Annotated in this window: 26 protein-coding genes; 6 read left to right on the forward strand and 20 right to left on the reverse strand. The window is 65.9% G+C overall.

Features of this window, described 5'->3' with window-relative positions:
* Positions 1–2: 2 nt before the first annotated feature.
* The 6 genes from ACI3K3_RS15665 to flgC all read right to left on the reverse strand — a co-directional run bounded on the left by ACI3K3_RS15665 (position 3) and on the right by flgC (position 4,256).
* Positions 3–1,124 (reverse strand): flagellar basal body P-ring protein FlgI, encoded by a 1,122-nt coding sequence (locus ACI3K3_RS15665; protein WP_404915254.1) that lies wholly within the window; start codon positions 1,122–1,124, stop codon positions 3–5.
* 58 nt (positions 1,125–1,182) lie between these two features.
* Positions 1,183–2,253: a flagellar biosynthesis protein FlhB gene (gene flhB / locus ACI3K3_RS15670; protein WP_404915256.1), complete on the reverse strand. Its 1,071-nt coding sequence runs from the start codon at positions 2,251–2,253 to the stop codon at positions 1,183–1,185.
* Positions 2,254–2,257: 4 nt separating this feature from the next.
* Positions 2,258–3,043: a flagellar biosynthetic protein FliR gene (fliR, locus tag ACI3K3_RS15675; RefSeq protein ID WP_404915258.1), complete on the reverse strand. Its 786-nt coding sequence runs from the start codon at positions 3,041–3,043 to the stop codon at positions 2,258–2,260.
* Between the two features lie 4 nt (positions 3,044–3,047).
* Positions 3,048–3,311, reverse strand: coding sequence for a flagellar biosynthetic protein FliQ (locus ACI3K3_RS15680; protein ID WP_021233031.1), 264 nt, complete (start codon positions 3,309–3,311; stop codon positions 3,048–3,050).
* A 175-nt stretch (positions 3,312–3,486) separates the two neighbouring features.
* Complete coding sequence (locus ACI3K3_RS15685) at positions 3,487–3,837, reverse strand: flagellar hook-basal body complex protein FliE (RefSeq protein ID WP_404915260.1); 351 nt, start codon at positions 3,835–3,837, stop codon at positions 3,487–3,489.
* A gap of 11 nt (positions 3,838–3,848) precedes the next feature.
* Positions 3,849–4,256, reverse strand: coding sequence for a flagellar basal body rod protein FlgC (gene flgC, locus ACI3K3_RS15690; RefSeq protein WP_086491344.1), 408 nt, complete (start codon positions 4,254–4,256; stop codon positions 3,849–3,851).
* A 117-nt stretch (positions 4,257–4,373) separates the two neighbouring features.
* Here flgC and ACI3K3_RS15695 point away from each other — a divergent pair, with 117 nt between their 5' ends.
* The 3 genes from ACI3K3_RS15695 to fliP are packed head-to-tail and all read left to right on the forward strand — an operon-like array spanning position 4,374 to position 5,689.
* A complete protein-coding gene (locus ACI3K3_RS15695) occupies positions 4,374–4,607 on the forward strand; it encodes a FliM/FliN family flagellar motor switch protein (RefSeq protein WP_021233034.1) in 234 nt (77 codons plus the stop codon).
* A 4-nt stretch (positions 4,608–4,611) separates the two neighbouring features.
* The gene (locus ACI3K3_RS15700) at positions 4,612–4,953 is read left to right on the forward strand and encodes a flagellar biosynthetic protein FliO (RefSeq protein ID WP_404915263.1); all 342 of its coding nucleotides are present in this window, start codon (positions 4,612–4,614) and stop codon (positions 4,951–4,953) included.
* On the forward strand, positions 4,946–5,689 hold the full coding sequence (gene fliP / locus ACI3K3_RS15705; protein WP_404915265.1) for a flagellar type III secretion system pore protein FliP: 744 nt from the start codon (positions 4,946–4,948) through the stop codon (positions 5,687–5,689). The genes ACI3K3_RS15700 and fliP overlap by 8 nt, the downstream gene beginning before the upstream one ends.
* Before the next feature lie 91 nt (positions 5,690–5,780).
* On the opposite strand, the gene ACI3K3_RS15710 is transcribed toward fliP, so the two are convergent.
* Genes ACI3K3_RS15710 through motA form a run of 13 tightly spaced genes read right to left on the reverse strand, consistent with a single transcriptional unit; the run spans position 5,781 to position 15,261 of the window.
* Complete coding sequence (locus tag ACI3K3_RS15710; protein WP_404915267.1) at positions 5,781–6,428, reverse strand: PilZ domain-containing protein; 648 nt, start codon at positions 6,426–6,428, stop codon at positions 5,781–5,783.
* 22 nt (positions 6,429–6,450) lie between these two features.
* Positions 6,451–6,888: a hypothetical protein gene (locus ACI3K3_RS15715; protein ID WP_404915269.1), complete on the reverse strand. Its 438-nt coding sequence runs from the start codon at positions 6,886–6,888 to the stop codon at positions 6,451–6,453.
* 27 nt (positions 6,889–6,915) lie between these two features.
* Positions 6,916–7,782 (reverse strand): flagellar motor protein MotB, encoded by an 867-nt coding sequence (locus ACI3K3_RS15720; RefSeq protein WP_404915271.1) that lies wholly within the window; start codon positions 7,780–7,782, stop codon positions 6,916–6,918.
* 10 nt (positions 7,783–7,792) lie between these two features.
* On the reverse strand, positions 7,793–8,107 hold the full coding sequence (locus tag ACI3K3_RS15725; RefSeq protein WP_404915273.1) for a hypothetical protein: 315 nt from the start codon (positions 8,105–8,107) through the stop codon (positions 7,793–7,795).
* A gap of 35 nt (positions 8,108–8,142) precedes the next feature.
* On the reverse strand, positions 8,143–8,673 hold the full coding sequence (locus tag ACI3K3_RS15730; RefSeq protein WP_313433875.1) for a chemotaxis protein CheD: 531 nt from the start codon (positions 8,671–8,673) through the stop codon (positions 8,143–8,145).
* A gap of 4 nt (positions 8,674–8,677) precedes the next feature.
* Entirely contained in the window at positions 8,678–9,067 is a 390-nt protein-coding gene (locus tag ACI3K3_RS15735) for a response regulator (RefSeq protein ID WP_313433877.1), read from the reverse strand.
* A 12-nt stretch (positions 9,068–9,079) separates the two neighbouring features.
* Positions 9,080–10,111: a chemotaxis response regulator protein-glutamate methylesterase gene (locus ACI3K3_RS15740; RefSeq protein WP_404915276.1), complete on the reverse strand. Its 1,032-nt coding sequence runs from the start codon at positions 10,109–10,111 to the stop codon at positions 9,080–9,082.
* On the reverse strand, positions 10,108–10,992 hold the full coding sequence (locus ACI3K3_RS15745) for a CheR family methyltransferase (protein WP_404915278.1): 885 nt from the start codon (positions 10,990–10,992) through the stop codon (positions 10,108–10,110). The genes ACI3K3_RS15740 and ACI3K3_RS15745 overlap by 4 nt, the downstream gene beginning before the upstream one ends.
* Positions 10,992–11,480 carry a chemotaxis protein CheW gene (locus ACI3K3_RS15750; RefSeq protein WP_404915280.1) on the reverse strand — a complete coding sequence of 163 codons (489 nt, stop codon included), beginning with the start codon at positions 11,478–11,480 and terminating at the stop codon, positions 10,992–10,994. The genes ACI3K3_RS15745 and ACI3K3_RS15750 overlap by 1 nt, the downstream gene beginning before the upstream one ends.
* A complete protein-coding gene (locus ACI3K3_RS15755; RefSeq protein WP_404915282.1) occupies positions 11,477–13,675 on the reverse strand; it encodes a chemotaxis protein CheA in 2,199 nt (732 codons plus the stop codon). Before ACI3K3_RS15755 ends, ACI3K3_RS15750 begins: the two co-directional genes overlap by 4 nt.
* A complete protein-coding gene (locus tag ACI3K3_RS15760) occupies positions 13,672–14,037 on the reverse strand; it encodes a response regulator (RefSeq protein ID WP_404915284.1) in 366 nt (121 codons plus the stop codon). The genes ACI3K3_RS15755 and ACI3K3_RS15760 overlap by 4 nt, the downstream gene beginning before the upstream one ends.
* Positions 14,034–14,393, reverse strand: coding sequence for an STAS domain-containing protein (locus tag ACI3K3_RS15765; protein ID WP_404915286.1), 360 nt, complete (start codon positions 14,391–14,393; stop codon positions 14,034–14,036). Before ACI3K3_RS15765 ends, ACI3K3_RS15760 begins: the two co-directional genes overlap by 4 nt.
* A complete protein-coding gene (motA, locus tag ACI3K3_RS15770) occupies positions 14,377–15,261 on the reverse strand; it encodes a flagellar motor stator protein MotA (protein ID WP_404915288.1) in 885 nt (294 codons plus the stop codon). Before motA ends, ACI3K3_RS15765 begins: the two co-directional genes overlap by 17 nt.
* A gap of 213 nt (positions 15,262–15,474) precedes the next feature.
* On the opposite strand from motA, the gene flaF reads away from it, so the two are divergent.
* The 3 genes from flaF (at position 15,475) to ACI3K3_RS15785 (ending at position 19,270) form a co-directional block, all read left to right on the forward strand.
* Positions 15,475–15,837, forward strand: a complete 363-nt coding sequence (flaF, locus tag ACI3K3_RS15775; protein ID WP_313433889.1) for a flagellar biosynthesis regulator FlaF — start codon at positions 15,475–15,477, stop codon at positions 15,835–15,837.
* A 230-nt stretch (positions 15,838–16,067) separates the two neighbouring features.
* The gene (locus ACI3K3_RS15780) at positions 16,068–18,653 is read left to right on the forward strand and encodes a PAS domain S-box protein (protein WP_404915290.1); all 2,586 of its coding nucleotides are present in this window, start codon (positions 16,068–16,070) and stop codon (positions 18,651–18,653) included.
* The gene (locus ACI3K3_RS15785) at positions 18,650–19,270 is read left to right on the forward strand and encodes a response regulator transcription factor (protein WP_404915291.1); all 621 of its coding nucleotides are present in this window, start codon (positions 18,650–18,652) and stop codon (positions 19,268–19,270) included. Before ACI3K3_RS15780 ends, ACI3K3_RS15785 begins: the two co-directional genes overlap by 4 nt.
* Before the next feature lie 61 nt (positions 19,271–19,331).
* Here the strand turns inward: ACI3K3_RS15785 and ACI3K3_RS15790 are convergent, their stop codons facing one another.
* Positions 19,332–20,792, reverse strand: a complete 1,461-nt coding sequence (locus ACI3K3_RS15790) for an alginate export family protein (RefSeq protein ID WP_404915293.1) — start codon at positions 20,790–20,792, stop codon at positions 19,332–19,334.
* Positions 20,793–20,881: the final 89 nt, after the last annotated feature.

Consider the following 20,881-nt stretch of genomic DNA (forward strand, 5'->3'; position numbering starts at 1 on the left):
CTTTACTGTACCGCTATTTCGGCCTGAAGCGCGCCCGCCGTGCGCAGCGCCTGCAGGATGGTGATGAGGTCGCGCGGGCTGACGCCGAGCGAGTTGAGACCGGCGACCAGGGTCTGGAGCGAAGTGCCGCTGTTCAGCACCGCCAGATGCGCGCCGCTGCCGTCGTCCGCCTCCACGCGGGTGCGCGGCACCACGGTGGTCTCGCCATTGGAGAACGGCGCGGGCTGCGAGACGATCGGCGTCTCGGTGACGCTGATCGTAAGGCCGCCCTGCGCGATGGCGACGGGGCTGACGCGCACGTCCGCACCCATGACCACGGTGCCCGCCGCCTCGTTGATGACGATGCGCGCGACCTGGTCCACCTGCACCGGCAGGTTCTCGACGCGGGTGATGAGGTCGATCACCGAGCCGCCGGCGGGATTGATCTCCACCGTGCCGGGATCGAGCACTTGCGCGGCGCCCGGCGCCTCGCGGTTGATGGTCGCGGCGATCTGGCGCGCCGTAGTGAAGTCCGGATTCTTGAGCGCCAACTTCAGGGTCTGGGCAGAGCGTAGGTCGTAGGGCACCTCGCGCTCGACGATGGCGCCGCCGGCGATGCGCGCCGTGGTCATGACGCCCCGGCTCAGCTTCGCGGCCGCGCCCTGCGCCTTGAAGCCGGACACCGCGACCGGCCCCTGCGCCACGGCATAGATCTCGCCATCGAGCGCGCGCAGTGAGGAGACGAGCAGGATGCCGCCTTGCAGGCTGGTGGAATCGCCCAGTGCGGAAACCTGCACATCGATGGTAGAGCCGGAGCGCGCATATGGCGGCATGGTGGCCGTCACCGTCACCGCCGCAACGTTCTGCGTCAGCATCTGCGTGCCGCGAATGTTCACGCCCATGCGTTCGAGCATCGCCTGAAGCGTTTCCTCGGTGAACGGCACGTTGCGGATACGGTCGCCGGTTCCCTGAAGGCCCACGACGAGGCCGTAGCCCACCAACTGGTTCGGCCGCACGTTCTCGACATCGACGATGTCCTTGATGCGCGGCTGCGGACCGGCGAAGGACGTGCCCGGCGCAAGCAGGGCGGCGGCAGCAGCGGCCAGCAGGGCACCGTGCATCCTCGATTTGAAGGGCTTGAGCATCACTGACCTTATAGGATGATTGGGGCGGCGGGCGGCGGGCAGGTTCGGCATTTTCACCTCACTTCCGCCCGGTCCGGGCAAGCCGCATGACGTAGCCGATGATCTCGGCGACGGCGGCGTAGTGTTCGATCGGGATCGGCCGGTCGATATCGACAGCAGCGTAGAGTGCGCGGGCAAGCGGCGGGCTTTCGACGATCGGCACTTTGGATTCGGTGGCGATCTCGCGAATGCGCAGGGCGATGGCGTCCACGCCCTTGGCCACCACCACCGGCGCGGCCATGGCGCCGTGATCGTACTTGAGCGCGATGGCATAGTGCGTGGGGTTGGTGATGATCACGCTGGCCTCGGGCACCGCCGCCATCATCCGCTTGCGCGAACGCTGCATCTGGATCTGGCGGATCTTGGCCTTGATCTTGGGATCGCCGTCGCTCTGCTTGTGCTCGTCCTTCACTTCCTGGAGCGTCATCATCATGCGCTTCATGAAGGCGCGGCGCTGGTAGATGAAATCGAACAGCGCCAGCGCCAGGACCAGCAGCATCACCGCGCGGATCGCCTCGAATGCCATCTGTCCCGCCGCAGCGCCCACAGCGCCCGGTGCAAAGCCCACCAGCTGGTCGAAGCCGGTCATGCGCGGCTTCAGCACCAGGAACACCACCAGGCCGATCGCGCTGAACTTGGCGAGCGTCTTGGCGAACTCCACCAGGGCGCGCATGCCGAAGATGCGCTTCAACCCGCTGGCGGGATTGAGCTTGGACCATTTCGGCTTCAGGCGCGACCAGCTCAGCGTCGCCCGCCCCTGGAGAAAGATGATGGAGACGGCGCAGGCGAACAGCACGCCCAATACCGGCAGCAGGGAAACGATGAAATGGCGCGCCACCCCCGTCATCAGGTTCTGCGCGCCGGCAGAATCGAGCGAATAGTCCTCGGCGCTGCCCCATAGGCGCGTCATCATCATGCCGAGGTGGCGGATGGCCGAGATGCCGACCCAGCCGGTAACGATCAGCGCGCCTGCCATCATCGCGGCGTGGCGCATTTCCGGCGCCATCGCCACTTCGCCACGCTTGCGGGCATCCTCCAGTTTCTTCTGGGTCGGCTCGTGGGTCCGCTGGTCCTTGTCGCTCTCGGCCATGGCGTCAGAAACTCCATCCGTTCTGCATGAAGCTGCCCATGGCGGTGGCGAAGGCGGTCAGCATCGTGCCGAGCGTCATCGCCAGCACCGAAATGCCGAGCAGCAGGTTGAGCGGCTGGGTGATGAAGAACACCTGGATCGAAGGCGCCACGCGGGCGGCCAGGCCGAGCCCCACGTTGAACAACGCGCCGTAGAGGATCAGCGGCGCGGAAAGGCTTACGCCCAGCGCCATCGCCTGCCCCGTGACCTTCACCGCAAGATCGGCGAACTGCGCGGCGGGCGGCAGGCCGCCGACCGGAAATACGGAATAGGACTGAAAGATCGAGGCGATCCACAAGTGATGGACGCCCAGGCTCATGCAGACGATGATCGCGGCAATGCCGAACAGGCGCGACAGCAACGGCGCCTGGCCGCCCATCGACGGGTCCGCAATGAGCGCCGAGGCCAGGCCTACCTGTTGGCTGGCGATGGAACCGGCGATCGCGGCGGCGCTGAACAGGATCTTCACGATCATGCCCATCGCGATGCCCACCAGCATCTCGCCGATCACCAGCAGCGGCAGCGATGCCTCGGACTTCACGGCAGGCGCTACGTGTCCCTGAAGCATGCCGTAAAGCCCGAGAGTGAAGCCCAGTGCCATGACCAGCCGGATCTGCGGCGGGATCGTGTCCTCCGAGAAGGCCGGCAACAGCATGATCACGGCCCCGACCCTGCAGAACAGGATCAGGAACGTCGCCGCATCGATCGGCAGCGCCGCCAGCGAGGCGATATCGAGGGAAGCGCCGCCCATGACCTCAACCCGTGATGATGGCGTCGGCGATACGGTCCATGAAGGCGCCGAGCGCGTGCCCGATCATGGGCAGCGAGAGCAGCATCACCACCCCCAGCACCAGGATCTTGGGCACGAAAGTCAGCGTCATTTCCTGCACTTGCGTAAGCGCCTGGAGCAGGCCGATGACGACGCCGACGATCAACGCGGCGATCAGCATGGGGCCGGCGATGGTCAGCACCAGCACCAGCGCCGCGCGCGCGATCTCGATGGCTTCGGGTGAGGTCATGACGGACGACTTTCCTCTAAAAACCGGCTTGGACAGGACAGGTCGAAATTCAGTTCAGGTGGAGTCGAGAACCGTGATTTTGGAGCATCGGAGCGCAGCGGACATTAAGTCCGTGAGCACCGAAGCGCAGAAAATCGCGGTTCGCAGGCCCGCATGGGCTGAATTTCGGCCTGTCCTAGATCTGCATCCGCATGATTTCGGAATAGGCGTTGACCACGCGGTCGCGCACGGCGACGACGGTATCGAGCGCCGTTTCCGCCGCGCCAATGGCCGTCACCACGTCGATCAGGTCGCCCTTGCCCGCGACCTGCTTGACACTTTCCGCCTCGGCGGTGCGCAGCGAGGTGGAGGCGTCGGTCACCATGGATTCCACCATGCCGGCGAAGTTGCCGCCGCCGGTGCTGGCACCGGCTCCGGAAATGCCGCCGGCCATGTCGCCAAGGCCGGTGAGGCCACCGGTCGAGGGCGCAGCCGTCTTCATCGCGCGGCCATAGGCGGCCGCGGCGTCGAGTGCTCCGATTGCCATGGAACTGTTCCTTACTTGAGCAGGTCGATCGTGCGCATGGTCATGCCGCGCGCGGATTCGATCGCATTGAGATTGGCTTCATAGGATCGCTGCGCCGCCTTCATGTCGGCGGCCTCGATCAGCGGATTGACGTTGGGCTGGCTGACATAGCCCTGCGCGTCGGCGGCCGGGCTGCCCGGCTGGTAGACGCGCCCGAACTGGCTCTTGTCGCCTTCGATCGACTTGACGGCCACCTGGGTGGCGCCGCTCGCACGGTCCACCTCGGCGGTGAAAGTGGCGACCCGGCGGCGATAGGGATCGGCATCCGGCGTCTTCGCCACGGAGTCCGAGTTCGCCAGGTTTTCCGCGATCACGCGCATCCGCAGCGACTGGGCGCGAAGGCCCGATGCCGAGACGCCGATCGAGTTGTTCAGTTCCATCAAGACAGCTCCTGCCCTGCCCTTGCGGCAGTCAGCATTCTTATAGGCATTTTTTGCCTAGCTCGACGTGATCCTATAAAATTAATTCCTATAAGCAGGCTTGAAAGGAGACGCGCCATGTCCGTCCTCGAAGGCATTCCCATCGACATGTCGATCGTACTCGGATCGACCAGCATCCCTATCCGCCAGGTTCTCAAGATGAGCCGCGGCGCAATGATCCCGCTCGACTGCGGCCATAACGACCCCACCCGCGTCTACGTGAACGACCAGCTGGTGGCGGAAGGCAAGATCCTGATGAACGGCGAGATGATGTCGCTGGAGATCACCAAGGTCGTCGAGCGCGAGCGCTGAGCGAATGGACTTCCTCTCCCTCCTGCGCACGATAGGCGCCCTCGGCGTGGTGCTCGGCATGCTTGTCGGCGCGCTTTGGGCGGTGCGCCGCTACGATCTGAAGCTGCCGCAGAAATGGCTGAACGGTCAGCTTTTCGCGGGCCTCGGCGCCGATCGCTCCGACCGGCGGCTTGAACTGATCGAGCGCCTTGCCATCGATCCGCGCCGCTCGGTCGTCCTCATCCGCCGCGACTATCGCGAGATCAGCCTGCTGATCGCGCCCGAAGGCGTGGTCATGCTCGATTCCGCGCCGTGCATCGGTCCGGTCACTCCGAAAGCTCCACCGAAAGCTCCTTCCGATGCATAAGCGTTACGCCGTCGCCGCCGCACTTTGCGGGGCGGCAATTCTTGCCGTCGTGCCCGAGGCCGCCATGGCCCAGAAGGCCGCGGGCGCCCTCGGGGAAGGCGCCATGTCGGGCCGCGTGATCCAGCTCGTCCTGCTGATGACCGTGCTGAGCCTGGCGCCCGGCATCCTGATGACGATCACGTCCTTCACCCGCATCATCGTCGCGCTGTCGCTGCTGCGCTCTGGCCTGGGCGTGCAAGGCGTGCCGCCGAACCCGGTGGTGATCAGCCTGGCGCTGTTCCTCTCGTTCTTCGTCATGGCCCCCACCTTCGACGCGGCCTGGAAGGACGGCATGGTCCCCTACAACCAGGGCCGCATCAACGAAATGCAGGCGCTCGACCGTGCCAGCAAGCCGTTCCACACGTTCATGCTCAAGCAGGTCCGCGACGACGACGTGAAGCTGTTCGTCCAGCTCTCCGGCAAAGTCCCCGCCTCGCGCGCGGAACTGCCGATGACGACGCTGATGCCGGCCTTCATGATCTCGGAACTGCGCCGCGCCTTCGAGATCGGTTTCCTGCTGCTGCTGCCGTTCCTGGTCATCGACCTTGCCGTGGCCGCTGTGCTGATGGCCATGGGCATGATGATGCTGCCGCCCGCGACGATCTCGCTACCGATGAAGATCATCTTCTTCGTACTGGTGGATGGCTGGGCGCTGATCGCCGGATCGCTGGTGAAGAGTTTCGGCGGACCGGGATAAGGGAATGGGATTCGTCGTCCCGGACTTGATCCGGGACCGCTGGCCGTGACCAGCCCACCCCTCGGCAGGGCGCCTCACCGCGCTCTTGTTTCTAAAGTATTGCCAGCGGTCCCGGATCAAGTCCGGGACGACGCGACAGCCAGGCACCGAAGTCGGCAAAGGCGAGCGGTTCCAGGAACGAGAGGCCATAGGCGCCCTCGCCCACCCAGCGCACGGCCGCCTCGCGTTCACCCAGACTGGGGACGATGAGGCGGACGATGCTGTCGCGCTCCATGCGCAAGTCCGCGAAAAGACGCGCCCCGCCCTGCGACAGGTCGATCAGTCGCACCTCGTGGCGCTGATGCGCGACCAGCAGTTCGGCGCGGCAATCGACATCGAACCGGGGCCCGCGGGCGATCCCTTCCGGCCCAATGCGGTTGGCGACATGGCCGAGCAGTTCGGCAACGTTGACCGGACCGTCGAATTCCATGCCGATCCTGCCATTGAGCGACCAGCGCACGCGGCCGTGCAGCACGTCGCCCGCCTTCAGCCGCACCTCCACCTTGTCGTCGACGCCGAAGGTGCCGTGGACTTCGGCCATGAGGCCATGGTCGGAAATGTTGCGGATACGGCAGATCGTCTCGCCGGACCGGCCGGCGAGCTTGCCGATCAGCAGGATCGTGGTGACGCGCGGTCCGCGCGGCGTTCGGGCGGACGCGTCTGGCATGGCGAAAGCAGAGGCGGGAACAGAACCAGGCATCGCGTCCTTGCGCTCCCTCCGCTCAGACCGGCGACGCCTGGGTGACGACCACCCGGCGCACGAGATCCTTGCCGTAGACTTCGACGGCTGCATCCATGACCACGCGGCGGAACGCCTCGACCCCCGGCACCATGCCGTCCGGCCCGGAGGCCAGCGGCGTGCGGTAGGTGCGCATGTTCACGGCGTTGAGCAGCAGCGGAAGCTGGCCGGTGACGTTCTCGGCCTCGCCCTTGGCGACTTCGACCTGGCACTCGAACGAGGCATAGCCGGAGAGCCTGCCGTCCGGGAAAGTCAGCGGCGCCAGCATGGTGCCGGTCGGCACGAATTCGGTTTCGACCTTGACCGGGCCGAGGTCCGGCATGACCTGCGGCAGGAACTGCCGCGCCGCATAGGCCCCGCCGATACCGACACCGGTTCCGGCGATCAGGGCTGCGAGGCCGATCACGATCCGCTTGATCACGACAGTCTCCAATCTTTACGCATCATTTCAGAACTTGAAGCTGGCGTCGCGCGGCAGCGCCGAGGGTTCGGCCATGACGACGATGGTGATGCGGCGGTTCTCCGGACGATCCGGGCGGTCGGGATAGACCGGCTCGGTCCCGGCCTTGGCCACGACTTCGGCGAAGCGGTCCGCCGGCAGGCCCGAGGCCACCATCGCCGCGCGGGCCGAAAGGGCGCGCTGTGCCGAAAGGTTCCAGTTCGCCTCGCTCTGGCCGCCGCTGCTGTCGGTATGACCCTCGATCGCCACTTGCGCGCCGGTGCCCGCCAGCTTGCGCGCGATCCGGCCCAGCACGCCGAGCGCGTAATCGTTGAGCTGCGCGGTCGGCCCCTTGAACATCGAGCGGTGCGCGTTGTCCATCAGGTGGATGCGGAAGCCGTCGCGGTCGGGCTGGACGTCGATGTTGCGCTTGCCTTGCGTGGCGTCGACCGGCGGGTCGAGCGAAAGCTGCATTTCCTGCGCCATGACGCGGAGCGAAGCTTCGGGTATCTCGGCTGTGCCACCGCGCGCCGCGCCCTTGGTGCCGGCTTCGGCCGAGGGCTGGCCCACAGACACACTGTCGGCAGACTGGGCGCGGCGGCTGTGCCCACCCATGCCCGGCTGCGAGCCGGGCTGGTTGGTCAGCGTCGTCGCCGGAGAAGCCTTTTGGTCATTGGGCGAGAAATATTCCGCCAGCCCCTTCAACTGCTCCTTGTCCGGATTGGCCAGGAGCCAGAGCAGCATGAAGAAAGCCATCATCGCGGTCACGAAGTCGGCATAGGCCACCTTCCAGGCGCCGCCGTGGTGACCGGCGTGCGCATGTTTCTTGACCTTGCGGATGACTATCGTGGGATGATCGTCGGTACCCCGTGCCACTGTCTATTCCTCAGTCCAGCGCGGCGCGAAGCCGGTCCTGCATCACGCTCAGGCGCACCTGGCCGACCGCCTCTCCCGGAGTCTGCCCTCCGGCGACGCGGTCGAGCAGCGCGGCGCTCTCATCCACATGCTGGGCGATCAGGTCGAAGGCCTGAAGCTGGTCGATATAATCGAGGACGAAGCGCTCGTCCGTCACCAGCACTCCGGCCAGCTGCTCCAGCAACTGGCGCGCCACCCGCATCTCCTGCGCCAGCGCCTGCCAGAGCGGGGCTGCTGGCGAGGCTGGGCCCGAGCCCTTTGGCGCGCCCTCTTCGTCGATGATCATTGCGTTTTCCTGCGCTTTCATTCGCTCGGCCATGGTCAGAACAGTTCCAGCTCGCCGGCCGGCTCCGGTATCGGCGCGGGCTTGGGCCGCACGACCGGCGGCAGCGGCTGATCCTGCACCTGCGTTGCGCGGACGCGCCCTTCGTAAGGCATGAATTCCACTTTCCGGGCCTGGGTGCCGCCAAGGTCGCTATGATCGACGGCGATCCCTTCGGTCTGCATGAAGTTGCGCGCGAACTGGGCGTTCTTGGTGCCGATCCCGCCAAGCCCGGCGACGATGTTGGCACCCCCGTAGAGGTGGCCGCGCAGCCGCGAGCGTTGGGCGCCGCGCTTCATCAGGGCATTGATCAGCAGCTCCATGGCATGAAGGCCATAGCGCTGCATGTCCGCCGGGTTCACCGGCACGTCGGCGCCCGGCTCTCCCAGCAGGAAATGGTTCATACCGCCCACCCGCGCGACCGGATCCTGAAGACAGGCCGCGACGCACGAGCCCAGCAGCGTCGAGATGACGACGCCGGGCTGGTAGACCACATGATATTCACCCTGAACGATGGCGACCCGGCGCATGGACTTAGACCAGCTCCCCGAAGACGCGCTCGATCTTCTCCTTCAGCGCCGCCGGCGCAAAGGGCTTCACGACATAGTTGTTCACGCCCAGCGCGGCCGCCTTCTGGACGACTTCCTTGTCCGCCGAACCGGTGAGCATGATGAACACGGTCTTCCCGATGACGGGATCCTGCCGCACCGCTTCCAGGAACTGGAGGCCGTCCATGTCGGGCATGTTGTAGTCGGAGATGATGAGGTGGACGCGGTCGGACTTGATCGCGGCAAGTGCCTCGACCGGGCCCGCCTTGTCGCGGATATCCTTGAAACCAAGATCCTGTAACGTGCGACGGATCATCGCGCGCATGGACGTCTGATCGTCGACCACCATTACTTTTATTGCAGACGCTGCCGGCATGAACCGCTCCATTTACCGCCGACATGCGCCGAGGATAGCCTCGGGCATGGCGGACAAACTGAATTCCTTTTCCACCGCGCCCGCCTCGAAGGCGGCGCGGGGCATTCCATAGACCACACAGGTCTCGCGATTCTGCCCGAGCGTGCGGGCTCCGCCGTCGCGCATGGCCTTGAGGCCGAGGGCACCGTCGGAGCCCATCCCCGTGAGGATGACGCCCACGGCACGCGACCCGATCCGCGCGACCGAGCGGAACAGCACGTCCACCGAGGGACGGTGCCCGCTGACGGTGTCGCCCGGCACGAGCTTGACCTGTCCGCTGGTGCCGCCGAGCAATTCCATGTGCTGGCCGCCGCCGGGCGCGAGGTAGACCGTGCCCCGGCGCAGGTTCATGCCGTTCTGGGCTTCCACCACCTGCACCCGCGCGGCCTTGTCCAGCCGCGTGGCGAAGCTGCCGGTGAAGGCCGCGGGCATGTGCTGCACCACCAGGACCGGCGGGCAGTCCGGCGGCAGCGCGCCGATGATCGAGAACAGGGCTTCCACCCCGCCGGTCGAGGCCCCCACCGCGATCACGACGTCGCGCAAGGTTCCTTGCGCGGCGTTGACCGGGGTCGGCGGACTGGCGGTACGGCGCACCGAGGAGCGCGCCGCCGCCTTGACGATCTTGCGCAGCAGCGCCCCGTCCTGGGCGATTTCCAGCGGATTGCCCGAAGGCTTGGCGATGCAATCCACGGCGCCCAGGCGCATGGCCTCGATCGTCGCCTCGGTCCCGCGCGCCGTCAGGGTGGAGCACATGACCACCGGCATGGGCCTGAGGCGCATGATGCGTTCGAGGAAGGACAGGCCGTCCATTCCCGGCATCTCGATATCGAGCGTGACCACGTCGGGATTGAGCGACTTGATCATCTCGCGCGCGGCGTGCGGCTCGGGCGCCATGCCGACGACCTCGATCGCCGGATCGTGGCTCAGCAGCTTGTTCAGCAGCGCGCGCATCGCCGCGCTGTCGTCGACGATGAGGACGCGCGTCTTTTCCGGAGCGACCGTCATGCGGCGCCCCCGTCGTTACGCGCGTAGATCGTCTGGCCGACCGGCTTCATCTGCCGCGCGGCGGGGCCGATCAGGCGTTCCGAATGGCCGATGTAGAGATAGCCGCCGGGCGCCAGCATCTCGACGAAGCGCGCCTCCAGCTCGGCCTTGGCGGTATCGTCGAAATAGATCATCACGTTGCGACAGAAGATCACGTCGTACTTGCGCCGCATCGGCCAGGGCTCGAACAGGTTCAGCACCCGCGCCGCGACCAGTTCGCGCAGCGGCTCTACCACGACATGGTCGCCGTTCGCTTCCTGGCGCATCCAGCGCCGCCGGTAGCTCTCCGGAACCGGCTCGACCGTCGCGGCGGAATAACGCGCATCCTGCACGGACTGCACGACGTGCGGCGCGATGTCGGTGGCGAGCAGGCGCACGTCGCCCTGCTGGAGCCAGGCCGCGCTCGTCGGCCCGTCTCCGGCCAGGCACATGGCGATCGAATAGACTTCCTCGCCGCTGGAGCAGCCCGCAGACCAGATGCGCACCTTCTCGCCCTTGCGCGCGCGGTCCTGCAACTGGGGCAGGACGTCGCGGCGCAAGTGGTCGAAGTGGTGGTTCTCGCGGAAGAAGTGCGTGTGGTTGGTGGTCAGCGCCACCACCATGGCGTGGCGTTCCTCCGCATCGCGCTGGACCAGTGCAACGTAATCCGCGAAACTGGACAGCCCATGCTCGCGCAGCCTCCGGCTCAGGCGCGAGTGGACGAGCGTCATCTTGGCCTCGACCAGATGGATGCGCGCCTCTCGCTGCATGATCGCGGCGATGTCGCGGAACTGGGGAGGACGCAGCTCGGCCGTACCGGCCAGCGTTCCGCCCGTTCCCGCAGGGGTAGCCAGTACCGTCATTACGCGAAGTCCGGCACCTGGCGGGTCAGGCTCAGCGCGTCGAGGTCGAGCAGCAGGCACATGGCTTCGGCATTGGCCGCGTCATGGGTGCGGCGTTCGATCTTGACGAGGCCGGCGATGGCGCCCTGCTCGTTGATCTCGACGTCCGGCGCAGGCTGGATCTCGCTACCCTGGATCACGACGATGTCCTGCACTTCGTCCACCAGGAAGCCTGCGTGGCGACCGGCGATGGTGACGACCAGGATGCACGAGCGCGAATGCAGCTCGCTCGGCGCCCAGCCCAGACGCTCGGACAGGCCGACGACAGGGACGACCGAACCGCGCAAGTTGGTCACGCCCTTCACATAGGCCGGGACGCTGGGCAGCGGGGTGGGCTCTTCCCACTCGCGGATTTCGATCAGCGAGCGCATGTCGATGCCGAACAGGCGGTTGCCCAGCGTGAAGGTGACGATCTTGCGTTCGTCGAGTTCGGTGTCTTCGGTGCTCATGCTGCCATTCCTTTCAGCGCATACTTGGAAGAGCCGCCGGTCGATGCGACCAGGGCGTCGATGTCGAGGATCAGCGCGATCGAGCCGTCTCCCAGGATCGTCGCGCCGCCGAGGCCGCGGATCGGGTGGAGATTGTCCTCCAGGCTCTTGATCACGACTTCGCGGCGGTTATCGATGGTATCGACCATCAGGCCGACATGTCCGGCGGTCTCGCTCTCGACGATGATGACCAGCGATTCCTCGGCAGGCCGCTGCGAGCGCATGCCGAACAGCTCTCCCACCCGCCGCATCGGCAGATACTGGCCGCGCAGCTCGATCACTTCCGATGTCGGCGAAGTCGCCTGCACCTGTCCCGTCTCGGGCTGGACGGTCTCGACCACGTTGGCCAGCGGCAGCACGAAGCGCTGGTCGCCCAAGCGCACGATCATGCCGTCAAGGATCGCCAGGGTGAGCGGCAGCGCCATGGTGAAGGTCGTACCCTCGCCCGGCACCGAGTTGATCTCCAGCCTGCCACCCAGCGCCTCGACGTTGGAGCGGACCACGTCCATGCCGACGCCGCGACCCGAAATGTTCGAGATCGTCTCGGCGGTGGAGAAGCCCGGCGCGCAGATCAGGCCGTCGATTTCCTCGTCGGAAATCGGCACGTCGGCCGAAATGATACCGCGCTCGATCGCCTTGGCGCGCACGCGTTCGCGGTTGATGCCGCGCCCGTCGTCACGCACGCGCACGATGATGCGCGCGCCCTTCTGCTCGGCGGAGAGGTGGATCGTGCCTTCGGCGGGCTTGCCGGCGGCGATGCGCTCTTCCGCGCTTTCGATGCCGTGGTCCACCGCGTTGCGGATCATGTGGGTGAGCGGGTCGCCGATCTTCTCGATCACGCCCTTGTCCACTTCGGTCATCTCGCCGATAGTTTCGAGCACGACCTTCTTGCCGGTCTCGGCCGAAAGATCGCGCAGCATCCGGGGCACGCGCGAGAACGCCTGCTTGATCGGCTGCGCGCGCAGCGACATGACGTTGTCCTGGATCTGCCGCGTCAGGCGCGACAGTTCGGGAAGCTCCACGCGCTCCTGATCGGCGGGCGAGAGCCGGTCCGACAGGATCGACCCCCGGATCACCAGTTCGCCCACGAGGTTCAGCAGCTGATCCAGCTTGGACAGATCGACGCGGATGCTCTGCGCCACTTCGACGCTGGCCTGGCGGGCTTCGGCCTTGGGGGCCGGCGCCGGTGCGGCCTTGGCGATCGCAACGGGGGCAGCCACCGCCGCAGTGCTGGGAGCGGCGGGAACCAGCGTCAGCAGTTCCTCCACCGGAGCGGGCAACGGCTCGAAGACACCGAAGCCGTCGAAGTCCTCGACGGCCGGGTCTTCCACCACGACCACCACGGCTTCCTCACGCGCGATCTCCACGATCGAATCCGGAGACACGAAGTCGAAGCAGTCGCGAATGTCCTGCTCGCCGACGGTGCCGGGAACATGCAGGGTCCAGACGAAGTAGCTTTCCTCGGGATCGAGGTCGCGCAGGCCTGGGAGGGTTTCCATGTCGACGCTCGCGACGGCGGCGCCCATTTCCTCCAGCTCGCGGATCACCAGCATCGGCTCGCCGCCGTTGCCCAGCGCCCCGCGCGAAGGTCCGAAGCGCACGGTCCATCCCGCCGGTTCGGCCGAGGCGAAATCGTCGAGATCGACCGCGACGGGTTCGAAGCCGAAGGGATCGAAATCGTCAATCACCGCCGCAACCGGGGTGAAGCCGAAATCGTCGGCTTCCTCGGCCTGGACGGGCGCGGGTTCTGCCGCGGCTGGAGCTGCCGCACCCTTGCTTTCAAGGATGGCGTCGAGCTGTTCCAGCATGGTCCCGTCGGCAGGCGGTTCTGTTCCGCCCTGCGCCGCCGTGACATGGTCGGAAAGGATGTCGAACGCGCCCAGCAGGGTCTGCGTCACCTCGGCGCTGGCCGGGATGCGGCCGCCGCGCACTTCGTCGAGAACGTTCTCGAAGCGGTGTGAGAACGCCAGCAAGGCCGAATGCCCGAAGGCGCCGGACCCACCCTTGATCGAGTGGACCGCGCGGAACACGCCGGCGATCGTCTCGGAGGAGGCATCGCCCGCCGCCATGGCCGAAAGACCGGCCTCGGCCACGGCAAGGCCCTCGGTGCATTCTTCGAAGAAGATGCCCTGGATTTCGTCGAGTTCGTCGCTCACGGGCAGACGCGGCGGACGGCCGCTCCCAGCTTGGTCGCTTCGAAGGGCTTGGTGATCCAGCCGGTGGCCCCGGCCTCGCGGGCGCGGGTCTTCTTCTCGTCCGAGAACTCGGTCGAAAGCACCAGGATCGGCGTGCCGCGGAATTCGGGCACCGCGCGCACCGCCTCGATCAGTTCGAAGCCGTCCATCTTGGGCATGTTGATGTCGGTGATCAGCAGGTCCGGCTTGACCTCGTGCATGCGCTCCAGGCCATGCTCGCCGTCATCGGCGGCTTCGACGCGAAAGCCCTGCGCGGCGAGGGAGGCTTTGAGAAGCATCCGCATCGATGCGGAGTCGTCGACGGTCAGGATGAGTTTGCTCACGACGGAAATTCCTCTTCAGAAAGGCCGACGGCTTCCGCGAGCCCACAGGCCTGCACGCGCTGGACGAAGGCGGTGCTGGGATTGACGATTTCGAACTCGTGGCCGGCCTCGCGCGCTTCGGCGCGGGCGGCGACAAGCAATTGCAGCACTGCCTGGCCGACGGTTTCGACCTGGCTGGCGTCGATCTGGATCGCGCCGTCGAAGTCGCAGGCCAGGACCATGCGCACGCGCAGGTCTTCGGCCGTCACGGTGGTGCCGTGGACGGGCAGATGCAGGGAACGGTCTTCGATGGTGATATCCGGGGCGATCTCCGGCGCCGCGTCTGCGAGCTGCACGGGTTCAGGCGGGTTTGGCATTGAGCTGATCCTTCACTTCGTCGAGCGCGGTTTCGAGCTGCGTGAACGAGGGCGCATAGGGCGACGGCGTCATGCGGCGCGCCAGCTCGATGGCCACTTCGGTGGGCTGGCCCTGCGCGTGGCCGATGATCGCGGTCTTGACGATGAGGTAGGGCTTGAAGTCGGAATCGATGATCTGCTGAAGCTTCTGCGCGATCGGGCCGACCAGGCAGTAGGCCAGAAGCACGCCCAGGAAGGTGCCGACCAGAGCGCCGCCGATCATCGCACCGAGGATCTCGGTGGGCTGGTCGATCGAGCTCATGGTCTTGATCACGCCCAGCACGGCGGCGACGATGCCCAGCGCGGGCAGGCCGTCGGCCATCATCTGGAGCGCGTGCTGCGGGGCCAGTTCCTCGGCGTGATGGCGCTCGATGTCGCCTTCCATGGCTTCCGCGATCTGATGGGGATCCTCGAAATTGACGGTCATCATGCGCAAGTAGTCGCAGGTGAACTCGATCAGCCCCTTGTCCTCCAGGAGACGCGGATAGCGGGTGAAGATGGCGCTTTCCTCAGGGGCGTCGAGATGCTTCTCGATCGAATTCGCGCCTTCCTTGCGGAACGTGGCGAGCAGCGTGAAGAGCAGCGCCAGCAGGTCGCGGAAGTCGACCTCGGTCCAGCGACCGCCCTGGAATACGCGCTTAATCCCGGCCCAGGTCTTCTTGACCGTGGTCATGGAATTGCCGAGGATGAACGCACCCACCGCCGCTCCGGCGATCGCCAGCATTTCGTGCGGCAGGGCGTGGGCGATAACCATGATATTGCCGCCCGACATCAGGAAGCTGCCGAAGACGCACAGCAGGATGACGACAAGGCCGATGGCGTTGAGCATGAAAAAGATCCGCGATTGATGGCCGCAACGGGTGAGAGGGCCGAAGCCCTGCGTTAGTTATAGGAGGCTCGGCGCAAGGCCGGTGCGGCGCGATGGATTTTCCGTCACATCAGGGCATGGCCGGAACCGTCGACCGCAAAACCGGCATGGCCGCGACCGGGGTGGGCGCCTTTGTCCTATATGAAGAAGGCGCACGTCTTCGCTGGAGCCTTTATGTCACTCAACGCCTATCAACGCGTGCAGCAGATCGCCGCCACGCCCCGCCGCAACGAATACCGCCTGATGAGCCAGATCACCGGCGAGATGATCGCCGCGCGTGACGCGGGTCTTGCCGGCGCGCAACTTGCTCCGGCCCTTCACCGCAATCGAATGGCATGGTCCACCTTCTCCTCGATGTGCGCCACGCAAGGTAATCAGCTTCCCGACGACTTGCGCGCCAGAATCATTTCGATCGGCATGTGGGTGGACAAGTACACATCGGAGGTCATTACAGGACGCGACACCATCGATGATTTGATCGTGGTGAACCGTGCGATAATCGAAGGGTTGGCCAACGAGAACGGTACTGGCAACTAAGGAATATCACTTATCATATGTTGATAAGTTTTTAGAAAATATAATCAGGCGCTTATTGCTGTACGGCCCGAACGGATCGGATTGTCGCCGCGCCCCTCTATTTACAAAAACGAACAAACCTATATTGGCCCGCTCTCCTTGATGCTTAAGACGCAAGGCGGAACAAGCGGGTCGGAATGCAGGAACTGAATCCACCGCCACAGCGCTTGGGCGGGCCATTTTCTGCGCGGATGGCTCCGGTCGTTCCCGCCTTCGTGATCGCGGCGCTCCTTGTCTGCTTCCTTGTCCTGCTCGGCTGGGCATTGGGGATGCCCCGGCTGACGCGCATCACAGGCGGCGGCTTTCCGATGCAGCCGCTCACCGCCGTGGCGGGTATCGCCGTCGGCCTGGCCATCCTGCTGAGCGGAACATCCCGGCCCCGCGCCGCCGCCTGGGTGCTCGCGCCCTCCCTGAGCATTGGACTGGCGGCCCTCTTCCAGAGATATTCGGGCCTTTCCTTCGGCATCGACGGCCTGCTTCCCGCATTCGGCATCGTGCTGCTGTCCCTCGCCGTTCTGGCGCTTCACGCGCGGAACCGCGCCCTCAGGCATTTCACTGTCGTATTGGCCTGCGTGGCGATCGCCATTGCCGCGATTTCCGGCCTGCTTATTCCGCTTGGCATGACCCGGCCGGTCCCGACCAACCATCAAGCCCTGATGTCGGTGCCTACGGCGGTCACCATTTGCCTGCTCGCGCTGAGCGTCATAGCGCTGCGCCGCCAGCACGCCTGGCCCAGCAAGCCAGATTGCGGATTCGGCGCAGCCACGATCCAGTCCTGCCTGATGCTCTGCGTCGTCCTGCCGGTGATTTCCGCCCTCGCCCATTTCTGGGCCGAGCGCGGCGGCATCGCCTCGCCGGAAATGATCGAGATCGTGCAGGCCATCGCCCAGGTGACCGTGTCCTGCGGGCTGATCGCCTGGGCCTGGAAGCGCATCGCCCGCGAAAGCGGCGCGCGCTGGGCGGTCAATCTGGCTCTGGATTCCGCTCCGGTTTCCATCACCGACGTGGACGGGCGGATCCTGCGCTGGTCGGCGGGATGCGAGCGCCTCTACGGCTGGACCTCGGAGCAGGCGATCGGCCGCTTCCAGCACACCCTTACCGGCACGCCGCCCGTCTGCATCGAGGCATTACTGGAAGGCGCCTGCCACGAAAGCGAAGTGACCGCCTACCGCAGGGACGGCAGCGCCTTGCGCGTGCTCCACAATCGCCAGGCGGTGCAGCCGCGCGCCGACCTCGCGCCGATGGTGGTCCACGCGATGACCGACATGACCGCGCGCGTCCAGGCAGAGCGGGCAATGCTGGCCAGCGACGCCCGGCTGTCGCTGGCGGTCGATCTCCATGAGCTGGGCATCTTCGAGTGGTCGCTGTCGACCGACCGCTTCGTCTTCCACGGCCATGCCGAACAGCTGTTCGCCTTGGAGCCCGGCGGCTTCGAGGGCGGGATAGACGCCTGGAAAAGGCACCTGCTCACCACCTTCGGATCATCCTTCCGCATGCCCGGTGCTCCCGAAACCTGGCAGGCCGGGCGGCACGGGTTCCGCCTGGTCACGGTGGCGCCCGCGACCGCCAGGGTGATCGAAGGCACCGCGCATATCCACCGCGGTCCGGGAGACGAGGTCTCCTTGATTGGCATCGTGATGGACGCCACCGAACGCGAGCATCGCGCCGAGATGCTGCGCTCGCGCGAGTCCGAGCTGCGCTCCATCCTCGACACCGTACCCGAAGCGATGATCACCATCGATGAGCACGGCCAGATCCGCTCGTTCTCGGTGACGGCGGAAGCCCTGTTCGGCTATGCCGCCGCCGAAGTGCTGGGCAAGGACGTGCGGCTGCTGCTGCCTCGCTACGTGCGCCCGGATGCCGCATCCGTGCTGCCCGCCCCCGGACAGGCCGCGATCACCAGCATCACTGCCGGCCGCGACCGGCAGGGCAACGAACTGCCGATCGAGATCGCCGTGGGCGCCGCCAATATCGGCAACGAGCGCATCGCCATCGCCTTCATCCGCAACATGCGCGAGCAACTCGCCGCCCAGGCCCGCCTCAGCGAGTTGCGGGAGCAGTTCCTCCACGCCTCGCGGCTTAGCGCCATGGGCGAAATGGGCGCCGGACTGGCCCACGAGCTCAACCAGCCGCTCACCGCCACCTCGAACCTGCTGGGCGCCATCGACCTTATGATGGCGCGCGACGGCGATCCCGAACAGGTCCGCTGCATGCTCGAACTCGCCCGCCAGGAAGTGCTGCGCGCCGGTTCCATCATCCGCCGGATGCGCGCCTTCGTCGCCAAGGGTGAACTGGACTTCCAGGCCGAGCCGCTCGACGACGTGATCGCCGAAACCCTGCAACTCGCTCGCTCGCGCAGCCATGCGCCAGGCACCCGCCTCACCTATCGCCCGAGTGCGGATGCGCCATGCGTCCTTGCCGATCGCATCCAAATGCAGCAGGTGCTGATCAACGTCATCAACAATGCCTTCGACGCGCTCGCGGGCCTCAACGACAGGCAGCCGGAAATCACTCTCTCGACCCGCCAACTGAACGATGGCCACATCATGATCAGCGTTATCGACAACGGCCCCGGCTTGCCCGAAGCCATCATCAACCGCCCCTTCGAGGCCTTTTCATCCACGAAGCCGAGCGGCATGGGCCTGGGCCTGTCGATCTGCCGCCGCATCGTGGAAGCGCATGGCGGGCGCTTCTCGTTGCGGAACGTGCCCGATGGCGGCGCGGCGATCGAATTCACCCTGCCCGCCTATACCGAACTGGAGCGCAGGGCAGGATGACGACCCGACGGATCTACATCGTCGACGACGATCTCGCCGTGCGCACCTCGCTGGAGTACCTGCTGGCGATGATCGGCGACAGCCGGATCACCTGCTTCGATTCCGGCGATGCCTTCCTGGAATCCGCCGCGCTGCTGGAACCGGGGTGCCTGCTGCTGGACCTGCAGATGCCGGGCGCTTCCGGGCTTCAGGTTCTCAGCACGGTCGGTGGCCGCCCCACCCGTTTCGTCCCGATCGTGCTGACTGGAGAAGGCGACGTCTCGGTGGCGGTCCAGGCGATGAAGCTCGGTGCGATCGACTTCATCGAAAAGCCCTGCGACCACCTGAAACTGATGAACGCGGTCGAATCCGCCTTCACCCATCAGGCCGCCTCCACGGCAGAAGAAAAGCGCAAGGAAAAGGCGATCTCGCTGCTTGAGCAGCTGTCGCCGCGCGAACTGGACGTGTTGAAGGGCCTGATCGACGGGCAGTCCAACAAGATCATCGCCCACGCCCTGGACATCAGCCCGCGCACGGTGGAGATCTATCGGGCCAAGCTGATGGAGAAGCTCCAGGTCCGGAGCCTCTCGGAAGTGCTGCGCATCGCCTTCGCCGCCGGCCTGGTACCGATGGATTAGGCCCTGAACAGACAAGCCTCCCGCGCCGTTGGTGCGGGGGCTTGCCTAGCGCGGATCGACCTCAGAAGTCGAAGTAGAGATCGATGTACCCGTATTTGGTGTCGCCGGTCGCGGGCGCGTTCGGCGCATCCTTGAGGAAGCGGCCCTTGGCGAGGTAGGCAACACCGGTGTCGACGCGCAGAACCTCGGGGATCAGCGTCCGACGATAGCGTGCTTCCACCTGGTTTCCGGCGAAGCTGCCGCTCCGTCCGGATGCGTCCCTGACGCCGGTGTTGGAGAAGCTGTCGGTCTTCGAATCGAGCCAGAGAGCACGGTACATGACCATCACGTCTGACTTCGCGTCCGCCTTCACCTCGACCCGCGCACCGCCCGAGATGGTGTTGAAGCGGCCCACGGCGCCGTAAAGGCCGGTGGGGCCGAAGTCGAAGCGTCGCGCGCCGAACAGGGTGTCGAAGCGGTTGTAGGTCCGGCCATTGCGGCGATCGCCGCTGGCGATGTCGAAGTCCAGCGACAGGCGCGGCTGCCAGCCGCCGGTGAACGTGCGACCGGCCTCGGCATGGATGAAATAGGCCGATACGTCGAGGTCGGTCCGGTCCGTGGGCGCGGTTGTGGCTCTGGCGCGGCCGAACTGGTAGGCGCCTTCGATGTCGTAATCCACCCGCCCCTTCTTCGGCGCGCGATAGGCGCGCAGGCCCGGCGTGAAGATGTGGCGGTTGCGGGTCGGCCGATCGGCGCTGTCGCGTTCCGCCAGGCCATAGCCGTAAAGCTCCAGCGATCCGCCGAAAACGCGGGCCTTGGTCAGCGAGGCGCCGAACAACTGAAGGTCGCTCGTCTCCTGGTCCCACTTGATCGAATTGTCGTGAATGCCTTCGGAATCGTCTGGCAGGCGAAGCTGCGGCATCGCCCAGAGCAGGGTCAACTGATCCCCGCCGCGACCCTTCCACTGGAAATTGACGCCGGTGTAGGCATTGGTGGTGTTCCGGAATGCCTGCCGCGCGATCAGGCGGCGCGATCCCAGGTTCATGGTGAACCGCCCCGCCGTCACTTGCGCCTTGGAGCCGCCACCCAGCCCGAAGTCCAGCCCGACATAGGCCTGGACCATCTCCATCGCATCCACTTCGCTTGTTCCAGCAGAGGAATTGGACTTCTCGCCATAGGCGCGGCCGTCCCACAGTTCGCCGCCGATGCGCCAGGGGCCGCCGTCGTATTCCACCTGAAGCGTCGTCTTCAGTGAGAACATGGCATCGTCCTGCGCCGCGTTGGGCCTGAACTGGCCATCGATGCCTTCGACGCGGGCGCGTACTTCGCCCTTGATCGTCAGTCCCTCGGGCGCGCCTACCGCGCGTTCCAGCAGCCCTTCGGCATGGGCAGTCGTGCCCTGCCCCGCCAGCAGCAGTCCCCCACCCACAAAGCCCAGAAGTGTCACGAACGATGTCGAATGGAAAAGGGATTTGCGGCCCTCCGGAACGAGGGCGGACAGGACTGGTCCGGACTTTACCGGAACCGAGAGGCAGGCAGGCATTACGATCTCCCGAAGTTGCGGTCCATTATAGGATGGCAGCAACAATTGCAGGGAGCCGTAGCCGGGATTTTGCCCGCAGTCGTGTCGAA

It is taken from the genome of Novosphingobium sp. ZW T3_23 (genome assembly GCF_044987305.1).
Lineage (GTDB): Bacteria > Pseudomonadota > Alphaproteobacteria > Sphingomonadales > Sphingomonadaceae > Novosphingobium.